The sequence below is a fragment of the Amycolatopsis solani genome (genome assembly GCF_033441515.1).
Lineage (GTDB): Bacteria > Actinomycetota > Actinomycetes > Mycobacteriales > Pseudonocardiaceae > Amycolatopsis > Amycolatopsis solani.
In genome coordinates this window covers 395,416-414,706 of record NZ_JAWQJT010000004.1, presented here as the reverse complement: position 1 = coordinate 414,706, position 19,291 = coordinate 395,416, and the positions used below count along the sequence as shown (strand labels likewise).

The following is a 19,291-nucleotide window of genomic DNA, read 5'->3' as shown; positions in this document are numbered from 1 at the left end:
CGAGCAGCCGAGCGGCCGCGCCGCCCGCCGCTGGCCGCGCCCCGCACTCAGTTGCCGCGGCCCGTGGCCTCCTGCAGCGCGTCGATCCGCTCCGAAGCCTCCGCCTTCGTCAGGCCCTCCGGTACCTCTTCCCCCGCCTCCTGCGCCAGCGTCTGCAGGTACGACTTCTGCGGCCCGGTCATCGGCTCGTCACCCGTCGTCCACTCGCTCGGGTCCTTCTCCGGGTTGGGCTCGACCTGATCCGTCATGACTCCTCCGATTCGAACACCTGTTCGCCTTGACTCGACTCTAGCGCAGGTGTCCGACGAGTGCCGCCCGGTGGGGTGCTCGGCCGGCCGGCCTCGTGGCCAGCTCGGCCTGGGGTGCGGCGGTCGGCCTTCATCTGCTGTTCCTGCAGGTGGCGGCGCCCGCCGGTCAGCGATTCCAGGAGGGAACGCACGAGGTCGCGGCACTCCCGGTAATACCCGTCGTCGTACTCCTCGACGACCTGGAATGTCCACCGATCGGGTAGCACGTTGAGCCCGATCAGCTCCTCGGAGATCCGCTCCGCCCAGTCCGCGTGACCCGCCGCCCTGAGCTGGGCCACGGCGTCGCCGAAGGCCAGGTCCGCGCTGCCCGTCAGCTGGTGGAACGAATACAGGTGCCCGCGGGCGCGCTCGACCGTCTCCAGTGCCTCGGTGACCTTACCGACGGCGTCGACCGTGGCGGCGTCAGGGTTTTCGACCATGACGCGAAAGTGCCCCGTTCCGGGATTTCTACACTTCCCGGAACGGGGCACCCCCCGAAAACTCACGCCGTCGGGCGCGTGGCTCCCGCGTACTGGCTCATCAGCGGCGAAATCTTCACGACGTCGCCGCTCGTCGGGGCGTGGACCATCTTGCCGTCGCCGATGTACATCCCGATGTGGGACACCGGGGAGTAGTACGCGACCAGGTCGCCCGGCTGCAGCTGGCTGCGCGACACCGAGGTGCCGAAGCCCGCCTGGGCCGACGACGTCCGGGGCAGGTTGATGCCGGCCTGCTTGTACGCCCACTGCATCAGGCCCGAGCAGTCGAACGTGCCCGGTCCGGTGGCGCCCCACACGTACGAGCTGCCGAGCTTGCTCAGCGCCGCGTTGACGGCCGTCTGCGCCGCCGCGGTGGGCGCCTTGACGTTCGGCGCCACGCCGCCGGTGTCCTTCTGGGCGGCCTTGTCGGCGCTGCTGAGGGACCGGCTCTGCGCCTCGATCTGGTCGAGCTGCGCCTGGAGGTTCTTCTTCTTGCCCTCGATGTCCGACGCCAGCTTGGCGGCGGCGTCACGGGCGTCCTGGGCGCGCTTCGCCGCGTCGGTCGCCGCCTTCTCGGCCGCCGTGGCCTTGTCCGCCGCGACGCTGAGGTTGTCCATCGCCGCGTTCTTGTCGGTCGCGATGACCTCGAGCGCCGCCGAGCGGTCCAGGAAGTCCTGGGTGGACGTGCCGGCCAGCAGCGCCGACAGCTTGTTCATCTGGGCGCCACTGGTGAACGACGCGCCGGCGAACTTGTCCACCTGGGTCTGGTACTTCTGCTTCGCCTCGATCGCCTGGGCGCCGGAGTTCTTCGCGGCGGTGACGTCGGCGTTGGCCTTGTCGAGCTGGCCCTGCTTGGCGGTCAGGTCGTCCTGGGCCTTGAGCAGGTCTTCGTTGAGCTTCTCGGCCTGTCCCGCGAGTTCGCGGTACTTGGCCAGCGCGTCCGAGCCCGCGGGCGGGGCCTGGAGGACGGGGATCGGGGCGGCGGTGGCCGCGGGCTGGGCCATGGTGACGAGGGTGATCACCGAGGCCGCGGCCAGGGCACCTGACACCACGCGCTTCACGGGATGCGAACGCATTCTCGCGCGGGTCTCCTTTGCTGTTCGGCCGCCGGCGGGTGCCGGACGGGCGAGTCGGGGGCCTCGCCCGGGGCGCGCTCCGCCGCAACAGGAAGAGCGCGCTGGGGGTGTCCGGTACCCGGCAGGGGGGTATCGGCGGCGATCTCGCGTCGCCGTCCATCGACGACCGGGGGCCGCGAGATCTCGAACAGGTTACGAAACGAACACGACGCCGTCCATAGGGACCCCCTCGAAACTCTCAGTGACCGCGAGAAACACGGCTGGACCAGTGGCAACGAGATCGGGTGTGACGGGGATTACGTACCGTCGCCGGCGAAAAGTACCCTACCCCCCAAGGGTATGAGGGTGGTTTGTACGTCCCTTGTACCGGCTGGGGTGATCCTCCTGGACGAAGAGATTCCGACCAGTGGAGGACAGGGATGTTCACGAAGGCCGCCGTGTTGACGGCGCTCACCGCCGCGGCGTTCGCCGTGGCCGCACCGGCTCAGGCCGAAACCGCGGTCACGGCGGCGCTGCCCACGGCGAACATGGAGGCCGTGCTCAAGGCGGCCCAGATCGACCCGCGCCGGGCCGACGACACCCAGACGCCGGGCGCGCACGACAGCGTCCTGCTCGTCGAACAGGCGCTGCAGGCGAAGGGGCTCCTGGCGAGCACCTACGTCGACGGCTACTTCGGCACCACCACGATCACGGCGTACTCGCAGTACCAGAAGTCGCTGGGCTACACCGGGATCGACGCCTCCGGCCTGCCGGGCAAGACGTCGCTGGAAAAGCTGGGCGAAGGCCGCTACACGGTCACCAGCCCGGTGTCCGCGGGCAGCCACGTGACCTACCACGGCGAAACGCTCAACACCCGCACCAAGGCGATGCTCGTGGCCGCCGAAGGCATCTTCGGTTCGTCGGTCAGCCTGACGCAGGGCTCGTACAACCCGGGCGGCGTCGACGCGTCGGCCGGGACCCACGACGGCGGTGGCGCGATGGACATCTCGGTGTCCAACCTGTCGTCGGCCAGCCGGACGAACCTGCTGAAGGCACTGCGCAAGGTCGGGTTCGCGGCCTGGCTGCGCACGCCGGCGCAGGGTTTCGCCTACCACATCCACGCGATGGCGATCTCCGACCCGGACCTGTCGTCGGGTGCCCAGCACCAGACCGGCGACTACTACCTGGGCATGAACGGCCTCGCCGGCCGCGGCGCCGACGACGGCCCGTCGGTCACCAAGGTGACGTGGGAGGAGTACCAGCGCGGCTGACGCCGAGCGCCCGGTCGTGGTGGCACGGCCGGGCGCAGCGGTGGTTTGATCGAAGGACCGACTCAGGGGGAGGTCCGATGGCGGGCAAGGCGTTCCGGTTCGGCGTGGTCGCGGCGGCCGGGGAGGGCGGCGCGAAGTGGCGCGAGACCGCTTTGCGCGCCGAAGCGCTCGGGTACTCGACGCTGCTTTCGCCGGACAACCTGAACCTGCCGACGCCGACCGCGGCGCTCGCGGCCGCCGCGGCGGTGACCACCGAGCTGCGCGTCGGCTCCTTCGTCCTGGCCAGCCCGCTGCGCACCGCGCGGGCGGCGGCCTGGGAAGCGCACAGCCTGACCGCCGTCACCGAAGGCCGGTTCGAGCTCGGCCTCGGCACCGGGCTGCCGTCGATGCGGCAGCAGGCCGGCGAACTCGGCCTGCCCTACGGCTCGGGCCAGGAGCGGCTCGACTCGATCTCCGAGACCGTCGACCACGTCCGGCGGCTCGACGGCGACGCGCACACGCCGGTGATGATCGCCGCGGGCGGCCCCAAGGCGCGGGCGCTCGCCGCGAAGAAGGCCGACATCGTCACGCTCGCCGGCGGCCCGCTGACCACCCGCGAAGAAACCGCGGGCCACCTGAGCGAAATCCGCGCCGAAGCCGGGTCGCGCGACCTCGAGTTCGCGATGAACATCTGGGTCGTCGGCGAGCGGGTGCCGCCGTGGATCCGCGGGTTCCTCGGGGTCGACGCCGAAACGCTGATCGAGCACGACTCGCTCGCCATGCTCCGCGGCGGCGCCGACGCCATGGCCGACGAACTCGAACGGCGCCGCGACGAGCTCGGCATCTCCTACTTCAGCGTCAACGGCGCCTTCATCGAGGAGTTCGCGCCGCTGGTGGCGCGGCTGACGGGGAAGTGAGCGTCGCGGGGTCGGTGTTGGCCCCGCAGAGCAGGACGGCGACCCGCTCGCCCGGCGCCGGCCGGTAGGCCCCGGTGCGCAGGGCGGCGAACGCTGTCGCCCCGCCGGGTTCGACGGCGAGGCGGTAGCGGTCCCACAACGCCGCGCGGGCGTCCAGGATGGCGGCGTCGTCGACCAGCACCGAGCCCACGTCCGCGCGGGTGGCGACCGCGAAGGCGATCTCGCCCAGCCGCGAAGCGCCCAAAGAATCGGCGGCGACCCCGGACACCTCGACCGGGACCGGTTCGCCCGCGGCCAGCGCCGAGTGAAGCGTCGGGGCCGTGCGCGGTTCGACGCCGACCACCCGCGCGCGGCCCTCGACCGCGGCGGCGATGCCCGCCAGCAGCCCGCCGCCGCCGACCGCGACCAGGATCGTGTCCAGGCCGTCGACCTGCTCCAGCAGCTCCAGGCCGATCGTGCCCTGCCCGGCGCAGATCTCCGGCTGGTCGTAGGCGTGGCAGAAGAGCGCGCCGGAATCCGCCGCGTGCTTCACGGCGGCGTCGTAGGCGTCGGCGTACTTGTCGCCGACCAGCTCGACGCCCGCGTCCAGCGCACGCAGTTTCGCGACCTTCACGGCGGGCGCGTTCGCGGGGACGAAAACCCGGGCGGCCAGCCCGAATTCGCGAGCGGCGTGGGCGACGGCGAGCCCGGCGTTGCCGCCCGAGGCGGCCACCACCCCGGCCGCCGAGAGCTCGCCCGCCGCGATGATCCGGTTGAAGGCGCCCCGGGCCTTGAACGACCCGGTGTGCTGCAACTGCTCCAGCTTGAACCACACGCCGTCGTCGGCGAGGACCGGCGTCCGGCGGACCCGGCCCCGGATCCGTTCGGCCGCCCGTTCGACATCCGCTGTGCTGATCATGCGGTCCAGCATGCGCGCCGTCCGGCCGTAAGCACCAGCGAGGTCTCCTATGCTGGCGTTAGCGGAGCTGATGGCCGGAGGTAGCCCGTGCTCGACGCCCACCGCCTCGCCGTGCTGGCCGAGGTCGCGCACGCCGGCTCGATCGCCCGGGCCGCCGAGCGGCTCTCCTTCACGCCCTCGGCCGTCTCGCAGCAATTGGCCAAGCTCGAGCGGGACGTCGGGGCCCGCCTGCTGCACCGGCACGCCCGCGGCGTCACGCTGACGCCGGTCGGGGTGGCGCTGCTCGGCCACGCGGAGACGGTCGTCGGCGAGCTGCGCACCGCCGAGCGGACGGTCCGCGCCCTGCTCGGCGCGGAACCCGCGCAGCTAACCGTGGGCACGTTCGCGAGCGCGGGCATGACGCTCGTGCCCGCCGCGCTGGCGGACTTCCGCCGCGACCACCCCGCGGTGGCGCTGCGGCTGCTGGACCTGGAGCCACCCGACGGCTACGGCCTGGTCAGCTCCCGCGACCTCGACCTGCTGATCACGCACCGCTACCCAGGGGCGCCGCTGCCCGACCCCCGTGGGCTCACGCGGACGCTGCTGCGCTCGGAGCGCTTCCGCCTGATCCTCCCGGCGGGTCACCCGAAGGCGCGCGTCCGCCGGCTCACCCTGCGCGCGCTCGCCGATGAGGACTGGATTTCCGGCAGCCCGGGCGTGCCCAACCGCGGCTGCCTCGACGAGCTGGCCGACGCTGCCGGGGTCGCGCTGCGGGTGGCCTACGAAACCCGGGACTACCAGGTGGTCCTGGCGCTGGTGGAGGCCGGGCTCGGGATCGCGTTCGTGCCGGAGGGCGTGCTCGGCCGGGTGGGCCCGGCACGGATCGAGGTCCGCGACGCGGCCGACGCCCGGCCGGCCCGCGAGATCTTCGTGGTCCACCACCGGCGGCCCGGCCCGCTGGTGACCGAGATGGTGGCGCTGCTCGGCCGTTAGAACTACGTTCGGGACAGGTCCTGGTCCGTTGCTGAGCGAGGTGGTCGCGCTGCGTGGCGCCGTCAGCGGCCGGCGGGCTCGAAGCGCGACGACGCCGCCCGGAGTGCGTCCAGGCACGCGCGTACCGCGCCGCGGTCCTCCTCGCCCGCCCGGCAGACGGCGAAGATCGTCCGGTCCAGCGCCGGGCGCGTGGTCAGGATGCGGACGCCGTCGGGCAGCCGGTCGCGGGCCAGCCGGGGCACCAGTGCCGCGCCGATGTTGCCCGCCACCAGGGCCAGCTGCGTCGGGTAACTGCCGACCGTGCAGCTGATCCGGGGCTCCAGCCGCTGCTCGCGCAGCACCTGCGTCAGCCACTCGTAGCAGCCGGACCCGGCGCTCCAGGCGATCCACGGCACGTCGTCCAGCTCGGCCAGGTCGACGGCCTTGCGGTGGGCCAGCCGGTGCCCGGCGGGCAGCGCGAGGTCGGCGACGTCGGCGAACAGCGGCAGCGCCGTCGCCGACGGCGGGATCTCCGTCGGGCGGTCCGCCCAGCTCTCCACCACGGCGACGTCGAGCTCACCCGACACCACCCGGGGGATCGTGTGCTCGGCCTCGCCTTCGTGCAGCGTCACCACCAGCCCTGGGTGCTGGGCGGACAGCGTGGTCAGCGCGGGCGGCAGCAGCGCGTGCACCGTCGTGGGGATCGCGCCGATCCGCAGCGGCCCGAAGACGTCCTCGCGCAGCAGCTCCAGATCCGCTTTCGCCTCCGCCACCTGCGCGAGGATCCGTTCGGCGTGCCCGGCCAGCACCTGGCCCGCCTTCGTCAGCCGGACGCCCCGGCCGTGGGGTTCCAGCAGGGTCTGGCCCGCCTCCCGCTCCAGCTTCGCCAGCTGCTGGGACACGCCGGAGGGCGTGACGTGCAACGTGGCGGCCGCGGCGGCGACCGAGCCCTGATTCGCGACCGCGTGCAGCGCCCGCATCCGCTCGAGTCCGAACACGGTAGCGATGCTACCGGGTTCCGCGAAGGAACATTCGCTTGTCCTTGACAGTTGCGACCCGCACGCTGGAGGGGTGACCACGACCGCGTCCCGCCCCACGACCACCGCACCGGCGTTCACCAGCCGGTTCGACCCGCGGCTGCTGGCCGCGCTCGGCAGCTTCTGCATCTCGCTGTCGTCGGTCTTCATCAAGGTCTCGCACACCAGCGGCAGCACGAGCGCGTTCTGGCGCTGCCTGCTCGCCCTGCCCGTGCTGCTGGTGCTCGCCGCGCGGGAACGGCGGACGGCCGGGCCGGTGCACCGCCGCGTGCTCTTCCCCCTGCTGGCCGGTGCCGGCCTCGGTGTCGACTTCGTGCTGTGGGGCGAGGCGATCCCACGGGTCGGCGCCGGGGTCGCCACCGTGCTGCTCGCCGTCCAGGTGGTCATCGTGCCGGTGCTGGCGTTCGCGTTCCTGCGCGAGCGGCCGTCGAAGCTCTTCCTGGTCGTCGCGCCCGTGCTGCTCGGCGGCATCGTGCTGGCCGGTGGCTTCGCCGGCACCGGCTCGTTCGGCCCGGACCCGGTGACGGGCGCGGTCGCCGCGTTGCTGGCCGGCGCCGGCTACGCGGTCTACCTGTTCCTGATCCGGCTCAGCGGTGGCCAGGGCACCCAGGCGCACTCGCTCGCACTGGCGACGATCTCGGCGGGCGTGGTGGCCTTCGTGGCCGGCGTCCCGACCGGCACGCTCGACCTGACCCCGCCCCCGGCGGCGTTCGGCTGGCTGGTCGCGCTCGCCCTCGTCGGTCAGCTGACCGGGTGGATCCTGATCTCGGCCGCGCTGCCCCGGATGTCGGCCACCACCGGCGCGACGCTGATGCTGCTGCAACCGGTCGGCGCGGTGCTCCTGGGCATCGTCCTGCTGGGGGAGGCTCCGAGCGTGCCGCAGCTGATCGGCTGCGCGGGCGTGGTCGCGGCGGTGTGCTTCGCCGGGGGCGGACGATCTGCGCGCGAACGACGTCCCGGCTAACGTCGCGGGCATGCGGGTACTGGTCGCCGGCGCGTCCGGCTTCGTCGGCAGCCGGTTGTGCCCGGCGTTGGAAGGGGCCGGGCACGACGTGCTCGCGATGACCCGCCACCCCGCGAAGTACCGCGGCGCCGGGAAAGCCGTGCGGGGCGACGTCGCCGACGCCGGTTCCCTGCGGGACGCGCTCGAGGGCGTCGAAGCCGCCTACTACCTGGTGCATTCACTCGACAGCGCGGACTTCAAGCGCCGGGACGCCGACGCCGCGCGCGAGTTCGCCCGCGCCGCGGCCGACGCGGGTGTGCGCCGGATCGTCTACCTCGGCGGGCTCGGCGATGACGACGACTCGCTGTCGGAGCACCTGGCCAGCCGCCGCGAGGTCGAACGGCTGCTGGGGGAGACCGGCGTGCCGGTCACCGTGCTGCGCGCCGGGATCGTGATCGGCCACGGCGGGACGTCGTGGGAGCTGACCCGCCAGCTGGTCGAGCACCTGCCGGCGATGGTCACCCCGCGCTGGGTCCGCACCCGCACCCAGCCGATCGCGATCGCCGACGTCGTGCGCTACCTGGCCGGCGTGCTCGACCACCCGGAGGCCGAGGGGAAGACGTTCGAGATCGGCGGCCCGGAAGTGCTGGCCTACCGGGACATGCTGCAGCGCGTCGCCGCGATCGAGGGCAGGCCGCTGCTGATCCTGCCGGTGCCGCTGCTGTCCCCGCGCCTGTCGTCGTACTGGCTTTCGCTGGTCACCGACATCGACGTCACGACCGGGCGGGCGCTGATCGACTCGATGACCAACGAGGTCGTCGTCCGCGACGACGCGATCCGCCGGATCGTCGAGTTCGAGCCGCTGGGCTACGACGACGCCGTGCTGCAGGCGCTGGGCGAACGCGCGAAGAGCAGGCGGACCGCGTGAGACGACGGGCGTACCTGGCCGCCGTCACGGCCGCCGGGTCCGGGCTGCTGGGCGCGTCCCTGGCCAGCCGTTCCGGGTCACGCCGGTTCCACACGCTCACGGCGTCGGTCGCCGCGACCTGGTTCGCCGGGGCGGGCCGGGTGCCGCGCGGTCGCCCCGACGTCGTCCAGCCGCTGGTGGTGGGCGCGGGCGCGTTCGGCGCGTTCTACGGCTGCGCGCTGGTGGCCCGGCACATCCCGCTGCTGCGGCGCGCTATCACCGGTGTGCTCGACCACGCCCACCGCGGTTCGACGGCGTCGGTGGCGGTGACGACGCTGGTCACCGGCGCGGCGGAGGAGGTCTTCTTCCGCGGTGCGCTCTACGACGCCTTCGGGCCGCGCGGCGCCACCGCGGCGTACGTCCTGTCGACCGCGGCGACGCGCAATCCCGCGCTGGTACTGGCCTCCGCGGTGATGGGGACGCTCTTCGCCGTGCAACGCCACCGCTCGGGCGGCGTGCAAGCCCCGGTGCTGACCCACGTCGCCTGGTCGGCGCTGATGCTCGCGGTCATGCCGCGGTTGTTCCCGCCGGAGGACTAGACCACCGTTGTCCGGAACGCGGCCCGACCGGACAGAATCCTTCGCTTATCCCGCCCGGTGTTCTTATGCTGGAAGGAACTCCGGTGCGTGGAGAGGGATGTCGATGCGGACATTGCTCGTGCTGCTGCTCGTGTTCGGTTCCCTGACCCCGATCCCCGCGACCGCGGCGACGACCGCCGCCGCGGTGTGCGTCACGTCGTGCGACACCCTCGACCCGTCGCGGGCCGCGCGCGAGAGCTTTCCCTTGCCCGACAAGGTGATCAACGGGCGCGTGCTGCGGCTGCACGCGTCCGACCCGGACGGCATGGCCTGGGCGAGCATCGACAACGGCGTCGCCGGCGACGCCGTCTGGCTCGACCGCTCCTGGGACGGCGGCGCCTCCTGGGAAGGCTTGCTGGGCAAGGCGAGCGTCCCCGGCTCGTGGACCGGCACCCGCACCCTGATGTACAACCTCACCGACCCGGCCCACCACCGCCGCGGCCTGGTCCGCGCCTGCGGGGACGCGCAAGGCGTCGGCTGCACCGCCTGGATCTACCCGGACGTCTGCGACAGCGCGTGCGACCGGAGCGCCCCGGGAGCCGGGGACAGCCAGCCGGTCGCGGCGACGACGTTGTTCGGCCGCACGATCCGGCTGCACTTCGACGGCCGCGGGATGGCGTGGGCCGGGATCGAAGCCGGCGGCGCCGGCGACGAGATCTGGCTCGACCGCTCGTGGGACGCCGGCGCGAGCTGGCCGGACGGTTCGTCGCTGGGCCGCACGAGCACCCCCGCGGGCGCGGTGGGCACGCGCACGACGGCGTTCGCCACGCGTGATCCCCGCGGCCGGCTCTACGGCGGCGCGGTCCGCGCGTGCGGCCGGGAAGCCACGCACGCCCAGGGCAGCTGCACGGCGTGGGCGCGCCCGGCGACGACCCGCGCGGCCGGCGCGCTCGACGCGCTGATGTGGTCCTACGAGCCCTACACCGCGTGGTGGCCGTCGAGCTGGTGGAACTCCGCCGTCGCGGTGACGGCGGTGGCCGACGCGGGCGGGTTCGACGCCGCGCTGGCCCGCACCTTCGACGTCAACCGGGTCGCTTTCCCCGCCGGGGTACGGAGTTCCGACCCGATCGACGGGCACTTCGTCAGCCGGGCGATCGACGACAGCGCGTGGTGGGGCCTGGCCTGGCTCGCCGTCTACGACCGCACCCACGACTCGCGGTACCTCACCGAAGCGACGACGATCGCGGACTACGTCCACGGGTTCTGGGACACCGGCACCTGCGGCGGCGGGGTGTGGTGGGACCGCGAGCGGACGTACAAGAACGCCGTCACCGCGGGGTTGTACCTGCGGCTGACCGCGTCGCTGCACCGGCGGATCGCCGGCGACACGGTGTGGGGCCAGCGGGCTCGCACGGCGGGGGACTGGTACCTGGGCAGCGGTCTGGTCAACGCCTCCGGTCTGGTGAACGACGGCTTGACGTCGTCGTGCGCGAACAACGGCCAGACGGTCTGGACGTACAACCAGGGCCTCGGCATCGGCGGGTTGCTGGAGCTGTGGCGCGGCACCGGCGTCCAGTCCTATTTGGACGCGGCGAAGCGGCTCGCGGACGCGGCGATGGCGCGGCTGACGTCGGGTGGCGTGCTCGTCGAGTCCTGCGAGACGGGTTCCTGCGACGACAACCAGAAGCAGTTCAAGGGCATCTTCACGCGCTACTTCGGAGACCTCGCCGCGGCGACGGGCTCGGCGACCTACCGCGCGTTCGCGCAGAAGCAGGCGGACGCGCTGTGGGCGGGCGACCGGGACTCGCTGAACCGGATCGGGCTGCGCTGGACCGGGGTCACGCCGAACGCGGCCGACTGGCGCACGCAGGCGTCCGGGCTGGAAGCGGTGCTGGCGGCCGGGTAGGCCGGCACGACAGAATGGGCGGCGTGCGGATCCTCCTGCTCGCGGCCGTCGCCGTGCTCGCCACCGGGTGCTCGCCCGAGATCGCCGGGCACGCCGTGCCGAAGGGGTTCGTCGTCAAGGACGGGACGGTGCTGCGGTTCCGGCCGGTCCTGCTCGAAGCGCCGCCCGGCCCGGCCACCGGGACGGCGGCTGAGCGGCAAAGCACCGATCTCGCCGCGCAGCAGGCCGCTGTGCAGGGATTCGACTGCGTCAAGGACCAGCCGGATCCCTTGGACGGCCGCGACGACCCGGCGTTGCCGCTGATCAGCTGCGACCGTGCGCAGGGCACGAAGTACGTCCTCGGCCCGGGCTTCCTCAGCGGCGCGGACGTGAGCCGGGTCGACGCCATCGCCGATCCGCGGACCGGGAGCCCGGTCATCACCCTCAGCTTCACCGCCAAGGGCACGAAGACCTGGGCCGAGTGGACCGGGCAGAACGTCGGCAAGCAGGTCGCGATGGTGCTCAAGAGCCGCGTCCTGACCGCGCCGTCCGTCCAGTCGGCCATCACCGGCGGCGAAACGCAGATCACGGGGAAGTTCACGCTGCCGGAAGCGCGGCAGCTGGCGAAGGACATCGCCGGGGGCTGAGGCCTCAGCAGTCCGCGACGGTCTCGGTGCAGGCCTGCGTCTCGGTCTTGTTGGTCGCCTGGTGGAGCAGTTCGTAAAGCTCCTCGCGCTGGTCGCCGCTCAGCGCGCTGAACACCTCGTCCTCGACGGCGGCGAGCGCGAACTCGGCCCGGGCGAGCAGCTTCGCGCCGACGTCGGTGAGCTCGACGACGTGCCGGCGCCGGTCGACGGGGGAGCGGCGGCGCTCGATCAGGTTCTCGGTTTCGAGGTCGTTGAGCAGCCCGACGACGTTCGTGCTGTCCATCTCCAGGGTCTTCGCCAGGTCCTGCTGCGAGCTGCCGCCCAGGTCGCGCAGGACGGTCAGGGCGATCAGGTGGCGCGGCCGCAGCCCGAGGGGCTTGAGCACCGAATCGCTGCGGGTCTGGAGCCTGCGCGTCAGCTGGCCGAGCAGCGCCCCGCAGCGGTGGGGCGGCTGGTTCACGACCGGCAGCGACGTCATCTGCCCAGTATATGAGCGACCCGATGGTCGATGTGCTATTAATGGTTTGTCTTACACCAACGATATACGGGCGGCTAACGACATGGCGCATCTCCTCCACATCGACTCGAGCATCCAGGGCGAGCGCTCGGTGAGCCGCCGGCTCAGCGCGCGGGCCGCGGCGGCGTGGCGCGCCGCGCACCCGGACGGCACGGTGACCTACCGCGACCTGGGTGCCGACCCGCTGCCCCACATCGACTCGGCGAGCGGCCTGGCCGGCACGGTGCCGCCGGAGCAGCACACGCCCGAGCAGGCGGCCGCGTGGGCGCGGACCACCGAACTGGTCGCCGAGATCAAGGCGGCCGACACCGTCCTGCTGGGCCTGCCGCTGTACAACTTCGGCGCACCGAGCAGCGTCAAGACGTGGGTCGACCACCTGATCGCCCCCGGCCTCTCGGTCGACCACGAAACGCAGTCCGGCCTGCTCGGCGGCCGCGAGTTCATCGTGCTGGCCTCCCGGGGCGGCGGGTACGGCGAAGGCACGCCCCGCGCGGGCTGGGACCACGCCGAGCAGTGGCTCCCGCACGGCGTCTCGCTGACCGGCCTCGAGCCGCGCTTCATCACGGCGGAGCTGACGCTCGCCCACGTCAACCCGGCGATGGCGGAGCTCATCCCGCTGGCCGACGCGAGCCTGGCCACGGCGGAGCGCGTCATCGACGAGCTCTGGCTCCCGGCGCGCGTCTGACTCGAACGTCTTGAATGAGTCATTCAGGACATCCGGTGACCTGAATGACTCATTCACGACGCTCACCCATGGCCCCGACGGCGGCGGCGCCGGGCGCGGGCGGTACCGTGCCGCCGCGGGCGGTTGGCATGTTGCGGTACCCGCGGAGGCCGCACCTGGGTGAGGAAGGTCAGGTTTGAGCGCGCACACCTCCCAGATGGACGACATCCGGCTCGTCGCGCAGCCCAGCGCGCTGCCGGTGACCGAGCTGTTCGTCCGCCTGATTCTCACCGACTGGTCCCTGCGGCCCATGCTGGAGCAGACGACCGCGGCCGCCAGACGGCTGGTCGAAGCCGTGATCGAGGCCGGCAACCCGAAGGCGCCGCCGTTCGTGACGTTGCGGCTGCGGCTGAGCGCCGCGGTCCTGGTGGTCGAGGTCGACGACGACGTCCCCGGCCTGCCGGAACCGAAGGCCGGGCCCGGCGAGCGGGTGGGCGTCGAACACGGCGCCGGCGGGGCCCGCACGACCTGGTGCGAGCTGGCGCTGCCCGGCGGCATGAACGCGAAGCAGGTGCGCCTGCCGCGCCGCCAGGACCGCCGGACCCTCGTCGACGAGCCGGTCTCCGGCGAGCCGGTGACCGCGGACCCGCAGGTGCTGGAGCGCCTGCTGACCCGGCTGAGCGGCTGGTCCGCCGACGGCTGACGCGCGCGCCCGGCCCCTCAGGGCTCCGCTTCCCGCGCACCGAGCGGCTTGCCGAAGGCGGTGTCGCGAATGACTCATTCGGGACCTCCCAAGCCGCCAATGACTCATTCGCGACCTCGCTCGAGCGGGGGCCGTCGACTTTGCCGGGACCCTGTCCGGCCCGTCCTCCACTGAACGCTTCCGCCCACGCGTCCGTGCATCAGGCAGGGGGACGACGAGGAGGAAGCCGCCGTGCGCATCGTGATCGCGGAGGACGACGCCCTGCTGCGGGAGGGGCTCGTGCTGCTCCTGCGCAGCGAGGGGTTCGACGTCGTCGAGGCCGTCGACCACCCGGGCGATCTGGTGTCGTCGGTCGTGGCGGCGGCGCCGGACCTGGCCGTCGTCGACGTCCGGCTGCCGCCGACGTTCACCGACGAAGGGCTGCGCGCCGCCCTCGAAGCGCGGCGCCGGGTGCCGGAGCTGGCGATCCTCGCGCTGTCCTCGTTCGTCGAAGACGGCTACGCGGGCGACCTGCTGGCCGCCGGCGGGGCCGGGGCCGGGTACCTGCTCAAGGAGCGCGTCGGCCGGCCCGACGAGTTCCTCGACGCACTCCGGCGCGTCGCGGCCGGCGGCACCGTGCTGGACCGGGACGTCGTGGCGGTCCAGCTGGCGAAGCGCCGTCCCGGCGATCCGGTGGCCGCGCTGACCGACCGCGAGTGCGAAGTCGTCGCGTTGCTGGCCGAGGGGCATTCGGTGCCGACGATCGGGCGGCTGCTCGGCATCGGCACCGCCGCCGCCCGGCAGCACGCCGGGGACGTCAGCGCGAAGCTGCGCGTCCCCGGCCAGGCCGGCGCGATGCTCAGCTATTTACGAGCGTGAGCAGTTCGGCCTGCTTCTGCCGGTACCGGGCCACGTTGGCCAGCTTGACGTCTTCGTAGCCGCGCACCAGGTCGGGCAGCTCGGCCAGCGCGAGCACCCGCGCCCGGTCGGCGTCGCCGCCGCTGAACGCCCGCAGGATCGTGGTGCGGTAGTCCTCGACCATCTTGCGTTCGACCCGCCGCACTTCGGCGCGGCCGAACGGGTCGAGCCGGGTGCCACGCAGCTTGCGCAACGCGTGCAGCAGCTTGAACGCGGGCCGGAACCACGGGCCCAGGCTGATCTTGCGCTTCATGCCGAGCGCGCGCAGCACCGGCGGGTGCAGCCGGTAGGCGTACTTCGTGCCTTCGCCGAACTGCTCCGAGAGGCCGTCGGTGAACGCCGGGTCCAGCGAGAGCCGGGCGACCTCGTACTCGTCCTTGTACGCCATCAGCTTGTACAGGTGTTTCGCGACGGCCTCGGTGATCTCCGTCGGCCCGTCCTCCAGCACCCGCACCCGCTCGACGAACTCGGCGTACGCGCGGGCGTACCGCTCGTCCTGGTAGGCGACCAGGTCCGGCAGCCGGACGTCCAGCAGCCGCGCCAGCTCGGAGCCGGACTCGGCGTGGACCAGCTTGCGCGCGGAGGGCTGCGCGACCCGGCGGGCCGGCGCGGGGGCCGAGGTGAGTGCCTCCGGCTCGGCCACGAGCTGACGGCCGCGGCGGAAGGCCTGCAGGTTCGCCGGCACCGCGGTGCCGTTCAGTTCGATCGCGCGCTCGATCGCCGCGGCGGGCAGCGGGATCGCGCCGGTCTGATAGGCGGCGCCGAGCTGGAGGACGTTGGCGAACTGGTCGTCGTCGAACAGCTCCTCGGCGAGACCGCGGGCGTCGAGCGAAACCGTGCGCGATGCGGCGGTGTCGATGGGCGCGAGGACGCTGCCGGGGTCCGGGAAGGACACCGTCGTGTCGACGACCATCCGGCCGGTCGGGACCTCGGTGGTCGACACGACCGCGGTGGTCCGCTCGGCGTCGGCCACGGCGAGGTTGGCTGCGTCCGCCCCGACGAGCGCGTCGCACGCCAGGTAGAGGTCGCACTCGCCGGTGGCGAGCTTGGGGGCCTGCTCGACCGGTTCCGCCGTCACCTTGAGGTCGGAGACGACGGCGCCGCCCTTCTGCGCCAGCCCGGTCTGGTCGAGCGTGCGGACGTGCCGCCCGTCGAGCACCGCCGCCGTGGCGAGGATCTGCGTCACGGTGACCACGCCGGTGCCGCCGATGCCGGTGATCCGCACGGTGAAGTCCGTCGTGGACGTCGCGGGCGCGGGAATCGCGTCGGCGGCCAGCTCACCGAGCTTGCGCCGCTGCTTCTTCCCGGTCGGCACGACGGTGACGAACGACGGGCAGTCCCCGGCCAGGCAGGAGTAGTCGACGTTGCACGACGACTGGTGGATCGCGGTCTTGCGGCCGAACTCGGTCGCCACCGGCTGCACGGACAGGCAGTTCGACTTCGTCCCGCAGTCGCCGCAGCCTTCGCAGACGCGCTCGTTGATCACCACGCGGGTGGCCGGCGCCGTCTGCTTGCCGCGGCGGCGTTTCCGGCGCTTCTCGGCCGCGCACTCCTGCTCGTGGATCAGCACGGTGACGCCCTTGACGCCGGCGAGTTCTTCTTGCACGGCCAGGAGTTCGGTGCGGTCGAGCACCTCGACGTCGGCGGGGAGCTTGCGGCGCCGCAGCTTCGCGGGCGCGTCACTGGTGATCACGACCCGCTTCGCGCCCTCGACGAGCAGCAGTTCGGCGACCTTCTCGACCGGCAGCCCGCCGACCGCGTCCTGGCCGCCGGTCATCGCCACCGCGGAGTTGTAGAGCAGCTTGTAGGTGATGTTGACGCCGGCCGCGACCGCCGCGCGGACCGCGAGGCTGCCGGAGTGGGTGAAGGTGCCGTCGCCGATGTTCTGCACGAAGTGCTCGGCGTCGACGAACGGTGCCATGCCGATCCACTGCGTGCCCTCGCCGCCCATCTGCGTCACACCGAGGACGGTGCCGACCTGGTCGGGCTCCATGAACAGGGCCATCGTGTGGCAGCCGATGCCACCGCCGACGAGCGTGCCTTCCGGGACCTTGGTGGAGGAGTTGTGGGGGCAGCCCGAGCAGAAGTACGGCGTCCGCGCGAGCAGCGGCACCGAGATGCGCTCGCGGCGGCGGCGGGCCTGGTGGGCTTCCACCGGCGGGATGCCCCCGGGCAGCCGCCGGGCCAGCCCGGCCGCGACGCCGTCCGGGTCCAGCTCGCCGAGCTCGGTGAACAGCGTGCGGCCGTCGCGGTCCTTCTTGCCGGTCACCGCGGGGGCGCCGGGCACGCCGTAGAGCACCTCCTTGAGGGCCGTCTCGACGAACGAGCGCTTCTCCTCGACGACGACGATCTCGTCGAGCCCTTCGGCGAATTCGCGGACGATCGCGGGCTCCAGCGGGTGGATCGCGCCGAGCTTGAGCACGCGGATGCCGTACTTCGCCAGGGCGCCCGCGTCGAGGCCGAGCGCGCGCAGCGCCTGCTGGAGGTCCAGGTAGGACTTGCCGGCGGAGACGATGCCGATCCGGTCGGCGGGCCCGCGCGCGGTGATGCGGTTGATCCCGCTCGCGCGCAGGTACTCCGTGACCAGCGGGAGCCGGACGGTGAAGAGGCTGCGCTCCAGCTCGGCGAGGCTGGTGCCGAGCAGCCGCGACGTCGGCGTGTGCCGGTACGCCCGCTCGAGTTCCGGCGCGGTCCACTGAGGACTGACGGTGGCGGTGCCGGACGCGTCGGCGACGTTCGCGACGATCTTGAGCGACGTCCACACGCCGGCCGCGCGGGACAGCTCGACCGCGTGCATGCCGAGGTCGAGGACGTCCTGGGAGTCGGTGGGGTAGAGGATCGGGATCGCCAGGTCGGCGAGGGCGAGCTCGGACGCGCAGGGCACGGTCGAGGACTTCGCGTTCGGGTCGTCGCCGACGAGCGCGACGGCGCCGCCACGCGGGTCGGTGCCGGCCAGGTTGGCGTGGCGGAGCGCGTCGGAGGCCCGGTCGAGGCCGGGGGCCTTGCCGTACCAGAAGCCGGTGACGCCCCGCTTCCCGCCGGCGCCCGCGACGAGCTGGCTGCCCATCACCGAGGTCGCGGCCAGCTCCTCGTTGAGCCCGGGCCGGTGCACGACGTCGTGCTTCTCCAGCAGCGTCGAGCGGCGGCCGAGCTCGAGGTCGTACCCGGCCAGCGGGGAGCCCTCGTAGCCCGAGACGAAGACGGCGGGGTCGCCCCCGCGGGCGCGGTCGTGCCGGACGCGGTCGAACAGCAGCCGGACCAGGGCTTGCACCCCGGTCAGGTGCACGGTCCCCGCCTCCCGCAGATAGCGGTCTTCGAGCGTGAACGTCTCCACGGCGAGGCTCCTCTCGATGTGCTTCCGGGCACAGTGCGACGCCGGCCACAGCGACGCAACAGGCGTTGGCGTTCCGGGACTCTATACGCAAACTTCGGAGGCCCCGCGCTCCGGTTGGCTCGGAATTTTGCGCGGAGTTACGCTCGCACGCATGCCCGAAGAGCTGCTCGACGCGACCGACCACGAGATCCTCGGCCTGCTGCGCGAGGACGCCCGCCGCACGCTGTCCGACATCGCCGGCCGCGTCACCCTCTCCACGGCCGCGGTCAAGCGCCGCATCGACCGGCTGCGTGAGACCGGCGTGATCACCGGCTTCACGGTCCAGGTCGACCACGCGAAGCTGGGCTGGGGCATCGAGGCGTTCACCGAGCTGCGTTTCGTCGGCAACACGAAGGTCGCGGAGATCCTGCGCACGACGACCCGGATGCCGGAGGCCCAGGCGGTCTTCACGATCGCGGGCGACCCGGACGCGCTGGTGTGGCTGAGGGTGCGCGACATGGCGCACCTGCAGAAGACGATCGACGAGATCCGGCGGCACCACCAGGTGACGGGGACGAAGACGCTGATCGCACTGGAATCGTGGTCCCGTGGCACCTGAGGTGCTGACGACCCTGGCGCGGCGGCCGGACCTGGCCGAGGCCGTCTACGCCATCCCGTACCCGCCGGGTTCGCCGTCGTTCATGGCGGGCAGCCTCACGAGCCTGCTGGTGCGCGGCCGCCGGGTGGCGCGCCGCTGGCCGCACCTCGTCGTCGCGTTGCTCGACGGCGACCAGCCGATCGCGCGCGGCATCATGGTGCCGTTCCGCGGTCGCGGAACGCTGCCCGCCCGCGGCTGGGACGAAGTGGCGGTGTGGGCCGCGGAGGACGCGCTCGACGACGTCGCGGCGGACACCGCGGGCGCGCTGGAGATCGCCGTGCACCCGGAGCACCAGGGCCGCGGCCACGCCGGCACGGTGCTGGCCGCGATGCGCGACGCCGCCGCGGCGGCCGGGCTGGGCTCGCTGGTGATCCCGGTCCGGCCGCCGGACAAGGCGGCGGTGCCGTCGAAGCCGATGCGCGAGTACGCCGCCGAGACCCGCGCGGACGGGCTGCCCGCGGACCGCTGGCTGCGCACCCACGTCCGCGCGGGCGGCCGCGTCGAGGCGATCGCCCCCTGTTCGGCGACGGTCCAGGCACCGCTCGCGGACTGGCGGCGCTGGACCGGCCTGCCGTTCGACCAAGACGGCGTCGCGACCGTCCCGGGCGCGCTCGCCCCGGTGTTCGTCTCGGTGGCCGAGGACTTCGCGGTCTACGTCGAGCCGAACGTCTGGGTCTCGCACCCGGTCGTGAGTGTTTAGTCGGG

At 72.9% G+C, this 19,291-nt stretch carries 20 protein-coding genes; 13 read left to right on the top strand and 7 right to left on the bottom strand.

The window, feature by feature from the left end:
- Positions 1–47 precede the first annotated feature (47 nt).
- The 3 genes from SD460_RS46070 to SD460_RS46060 form a co-directional block, all read right to left on the bottom strand.
- On the bottom strand, positions 48–248 hold the full coding sequence (locus SD460_RS46070) for a DUF3072 domain-containing protein (protein WP_290055434.1): 201 nt from the start codon (positions 246–248) through the stop codon (positions 48–50).
- The gene (locus tag SD460_RS46065; RefSeq protein ID WP_438860597.1) at positions 245–727 is read right to left on the bottom strand and encodes a hypothetical protein; all 483 of its coding nucleotides are present in this window, start codon (positions 725–727) and stop codon (positions 245–247) included. Before SD460_RS46065 ends, SD460_RS46070 begins: the two co-directional genes overlap by 4 nt.
- Before the next feature lie 62 nt (positions 728–789).
- Complete coding sequence (locus tag SD460_RS46060; protein WP_290055431.1) at positions 790–1,842, bottom strand: C40 family peptidase; 1,053 nt, start codon at positions 1,840–1,842, stop codon at positions 790–792.
- Between the two features lie 419 nt (positions 1,843–2,261).
- Between SD460_RS46060 and SD460_RS46055 the strand changes: the two genes are divergently transcribed.
- Together SD460_RS46055 and SD460_RS46050 are read left to right on the top strand one after the other, a co-directional pair.
- Positions 2,262–3,092 (top strand): peptidoglycan-binding domain-containing protein, encoded by an 831-nt coding sequence (locus SD460_RS46055; RefSeq protein ID WP_318307768.1) that lies wholly within the window; start codon positions 2,262–2,264, stop codon positions 3,090–3,092.
- A gap of 77 nt (positions 3,093–3,169) precedes the next feature.
- Positions 3,170–3,988, top strand: a complete 819-nt coding sequence (locus tag SD460_RS46050) for an LLM class flavin-dependent oxidoreductase (protein ID WP_290055427.1) — start codon at positions 3,170–3,172, stop codon at positions 3,986–3,988.
- Here SD460_RS46050 and SD460_RS46045 read toward each other — a convergent pair.
- A complete protein-coding gene (locus SD460_RS46045) occupies positions 3,942–4,886 on the bottom strand; it encodes a threonine/serine dehydratase (protein ID WP_290055425.1) in 945 nt (314 codons plus the stop codon). The two genes, SD460_RS46050 and SD460_RS46045, sit on opposite strands and share 47 nt — an antisense overlap.
- Before the next feature lie 87 nt (positions 4,887–4,973).
- Between SD460_RS46045 and SD460_RS46040 the strand changes: the two genes are divergently transcribed.
- Entirely contained in the window at positions 4,974–5,858 is an 885-nt protein-coding gene (locus SD460_RS46040) for a LysR family transcriptional regulator (RefSeq protein ID WP_290055424.1), read from the top strand.
- A 62-nt stretch (positions 5,859–5,920) separates the two neighbouring features.
- Here SD460_RS46040 and SD460_RS46035 read toward each other — a convergent pair whose 3' ends face one another.
- Positions 5,921–6,835, bottom strand: coding sequence for a LysR family transcriptional regulator (locus tag SD460_RS46035; RefSeq protein ID WP_290055422.1), 915 nt, complete (start codon positions 6,833–6,835; stop codon positions 5,921–5,923).
- 73 nt (positions 6,836–6,908) lie between these two features.
- Between SD460_RS46035 and SD460_RS46030 the strand changes: the two genes are divergently transcribed.
- The 5 genes from SD460_RS46030 to SD460_RS46010 all read left to right on the top strand — a co-directional run bounded on the left by SD460_RS46030 (position 6,909) and on the right by SD460_RS46010 (position 11,834).
- Complete coding sequence (locus SD460_RS46030) at positions 6,909–7,838, top strand: DMT family transporter (protein ID WP_290055420.1); 930 nt, start codon at positions 6,909–6,911, stop codon at positions 7,836–7,838.
- Positions 7,839–7,848: 10 nt separating this feature from the next.
- Complete coding sequence (locus SD460_RS46025; RefSeq protein WP_290055418.1) at positions 7,849–8,745, top strand: NAD(P)H-binding protein; 897 nt, start codon at positions 7,849–7,851, stop codon at positions 8,743–8,745.
- Entirely contained in the window at positions 8,742–9,323 is a 582-nt protein-coding gene (locus SD460_RS46020; protein WP_318307767.1) for a CPBP family intramembrane glutamic endopeptidase, read from the top strand. The genes SD460_RS46025 and SD460_RS46020 overlap by 4 nt, the downstream gene beginning before the upstream one ends.
- Positions 9,324–9,426: 103 nt before the next feature.
- Positions 9,427–11,208, top strand: coding sequence for a glycoside hydrolase family 76 protein (locus tag SD460_RS46015; protein ID WP_318307766.1), 1,782 nt, complete (start codon positions 9,427–9,429; stop codon positions 11,206–11,208).
- 23 nt (positions 11,209–11,231) lie between these two features.
- Complete coding sequence (locus SD460_RS46010) at positions 11,232–11,834, top strand: SecDF P1 head subdomain-containing protein (RefSeq protein WP_290055412.1); 603 nt, start codon at positions 11,232–11,234, stop codon at positions 11,832–11,834.
- A 4-nt stretch (positions 11,835–11,838) separates the two neighbouring features.
- On the opposite strand, the gene SD460_RS46005 is transcribed toward SD460_RS46010, so the two are convergent.
- Entirely contained in the window at positions 11,839–12,312 is a 474-nt protein-coding gene (locus SD460_RS46005; RefSeq protein ID WP_290055410.1) for a MarR family winged helix-turn-helix transcriptional regulator, read from the bottom strand.
- 82 nt (positions 12,313–12,394) lie between these two features.
- On the opposite strand from SD460_RS46005, the gene SD460_RS46000 reads away from it, so the two are divergent.
- The 3 genes from SD460_RS46000 (at position 12,395) to SD460_RS45990 (ending at position 14,576) form a co-directional block, all read left to right on the top strand.
- On the top strand, positions 12,395–13,036 hold the full coding sequence (locus SD460_RS46000; RefSeq protein ID WP_290055408.1) for an FMN-dependent NADH-azoreductase: 642 nt from the start codon (positions 12,395–12,397) through the stop codon (positions 13,034–13,036).
- Between the two features lie 175 nt (positions 13,037–13,211).
- Positions 13,212–13,718 carry an ATP-binding protein gene (locus SD460_RS45995; RefSeq protein ID WP_290055406.1) on the top strand — a complete coding sequence of 169 codons (507 nt, stop codon included), beginning with the start codon at positions 13,212–13,214 and terminating at the stop codon, positions 13,716–13,718.
- Between the two features lie 231 nt (positions 13,719–13,949).
- A complete protein-coding gene (locus tag SD460_RS45990; RefSeq protein ID WP_318307765.1) occupies positions 13,950–14,576 on the top strand; it encodes a response regulator in 627 nt (208 codons plus the stop codon).
- Here the strand turns inward: SD460_RS45990 and SD460_RS45985 are convergent.
- Positions 14,557–17,949 (bottom strand): indolepyruvate ferredoxin oxidoreductase family protein, encoded by a 3,393-nt coding sequence (locus tag SD460_RS45985; RefSeq protein WP_318307764.1) that lies wholly within the window; start codon positions 17,947–17,949, stop codon positions 14,557–14,559. The genes SD460_RS45990 and SD460_RS45985 overlap by 20 nt on opposite strands.
- 151 nt (positions 17,950–18,100) lie before the next feature.
- Between SD460_RS45985 and SD460_RS45980 the strand changes: the two genes are divergently transcribed.
- Together SD460_RS45980 and SD460_RS45975 are read left to right on the top strand one after the other, a co-directional pair.
- Entirely contained in the window at positions 18,101–18,547 is a 447-nt protein-coding gene (locus tag SD460_RS45980; protein WP_247021884.1) for an Lrp/AsnC family transcriptional regulator, read from the top strand.
- Positions 18,537–19,286: a GNAT family N-acetyltransferase gene (locus SD460_RS45975; RefSeq protein ID WP_318307763.1), complete on the top strand. Its 750-nt coding sequence runs from the start codon at positions 18,537–18,539 to the stop codon at positions 19,284–19,286. The genes SD460_RS45980 and SD460_RS45975 overlap by 11 nt, the downstream gene beginning before the upstream one ends.
- The last annotated feature ends 5 nt before the right edge of the window (positions 19,287–19,291 follow it).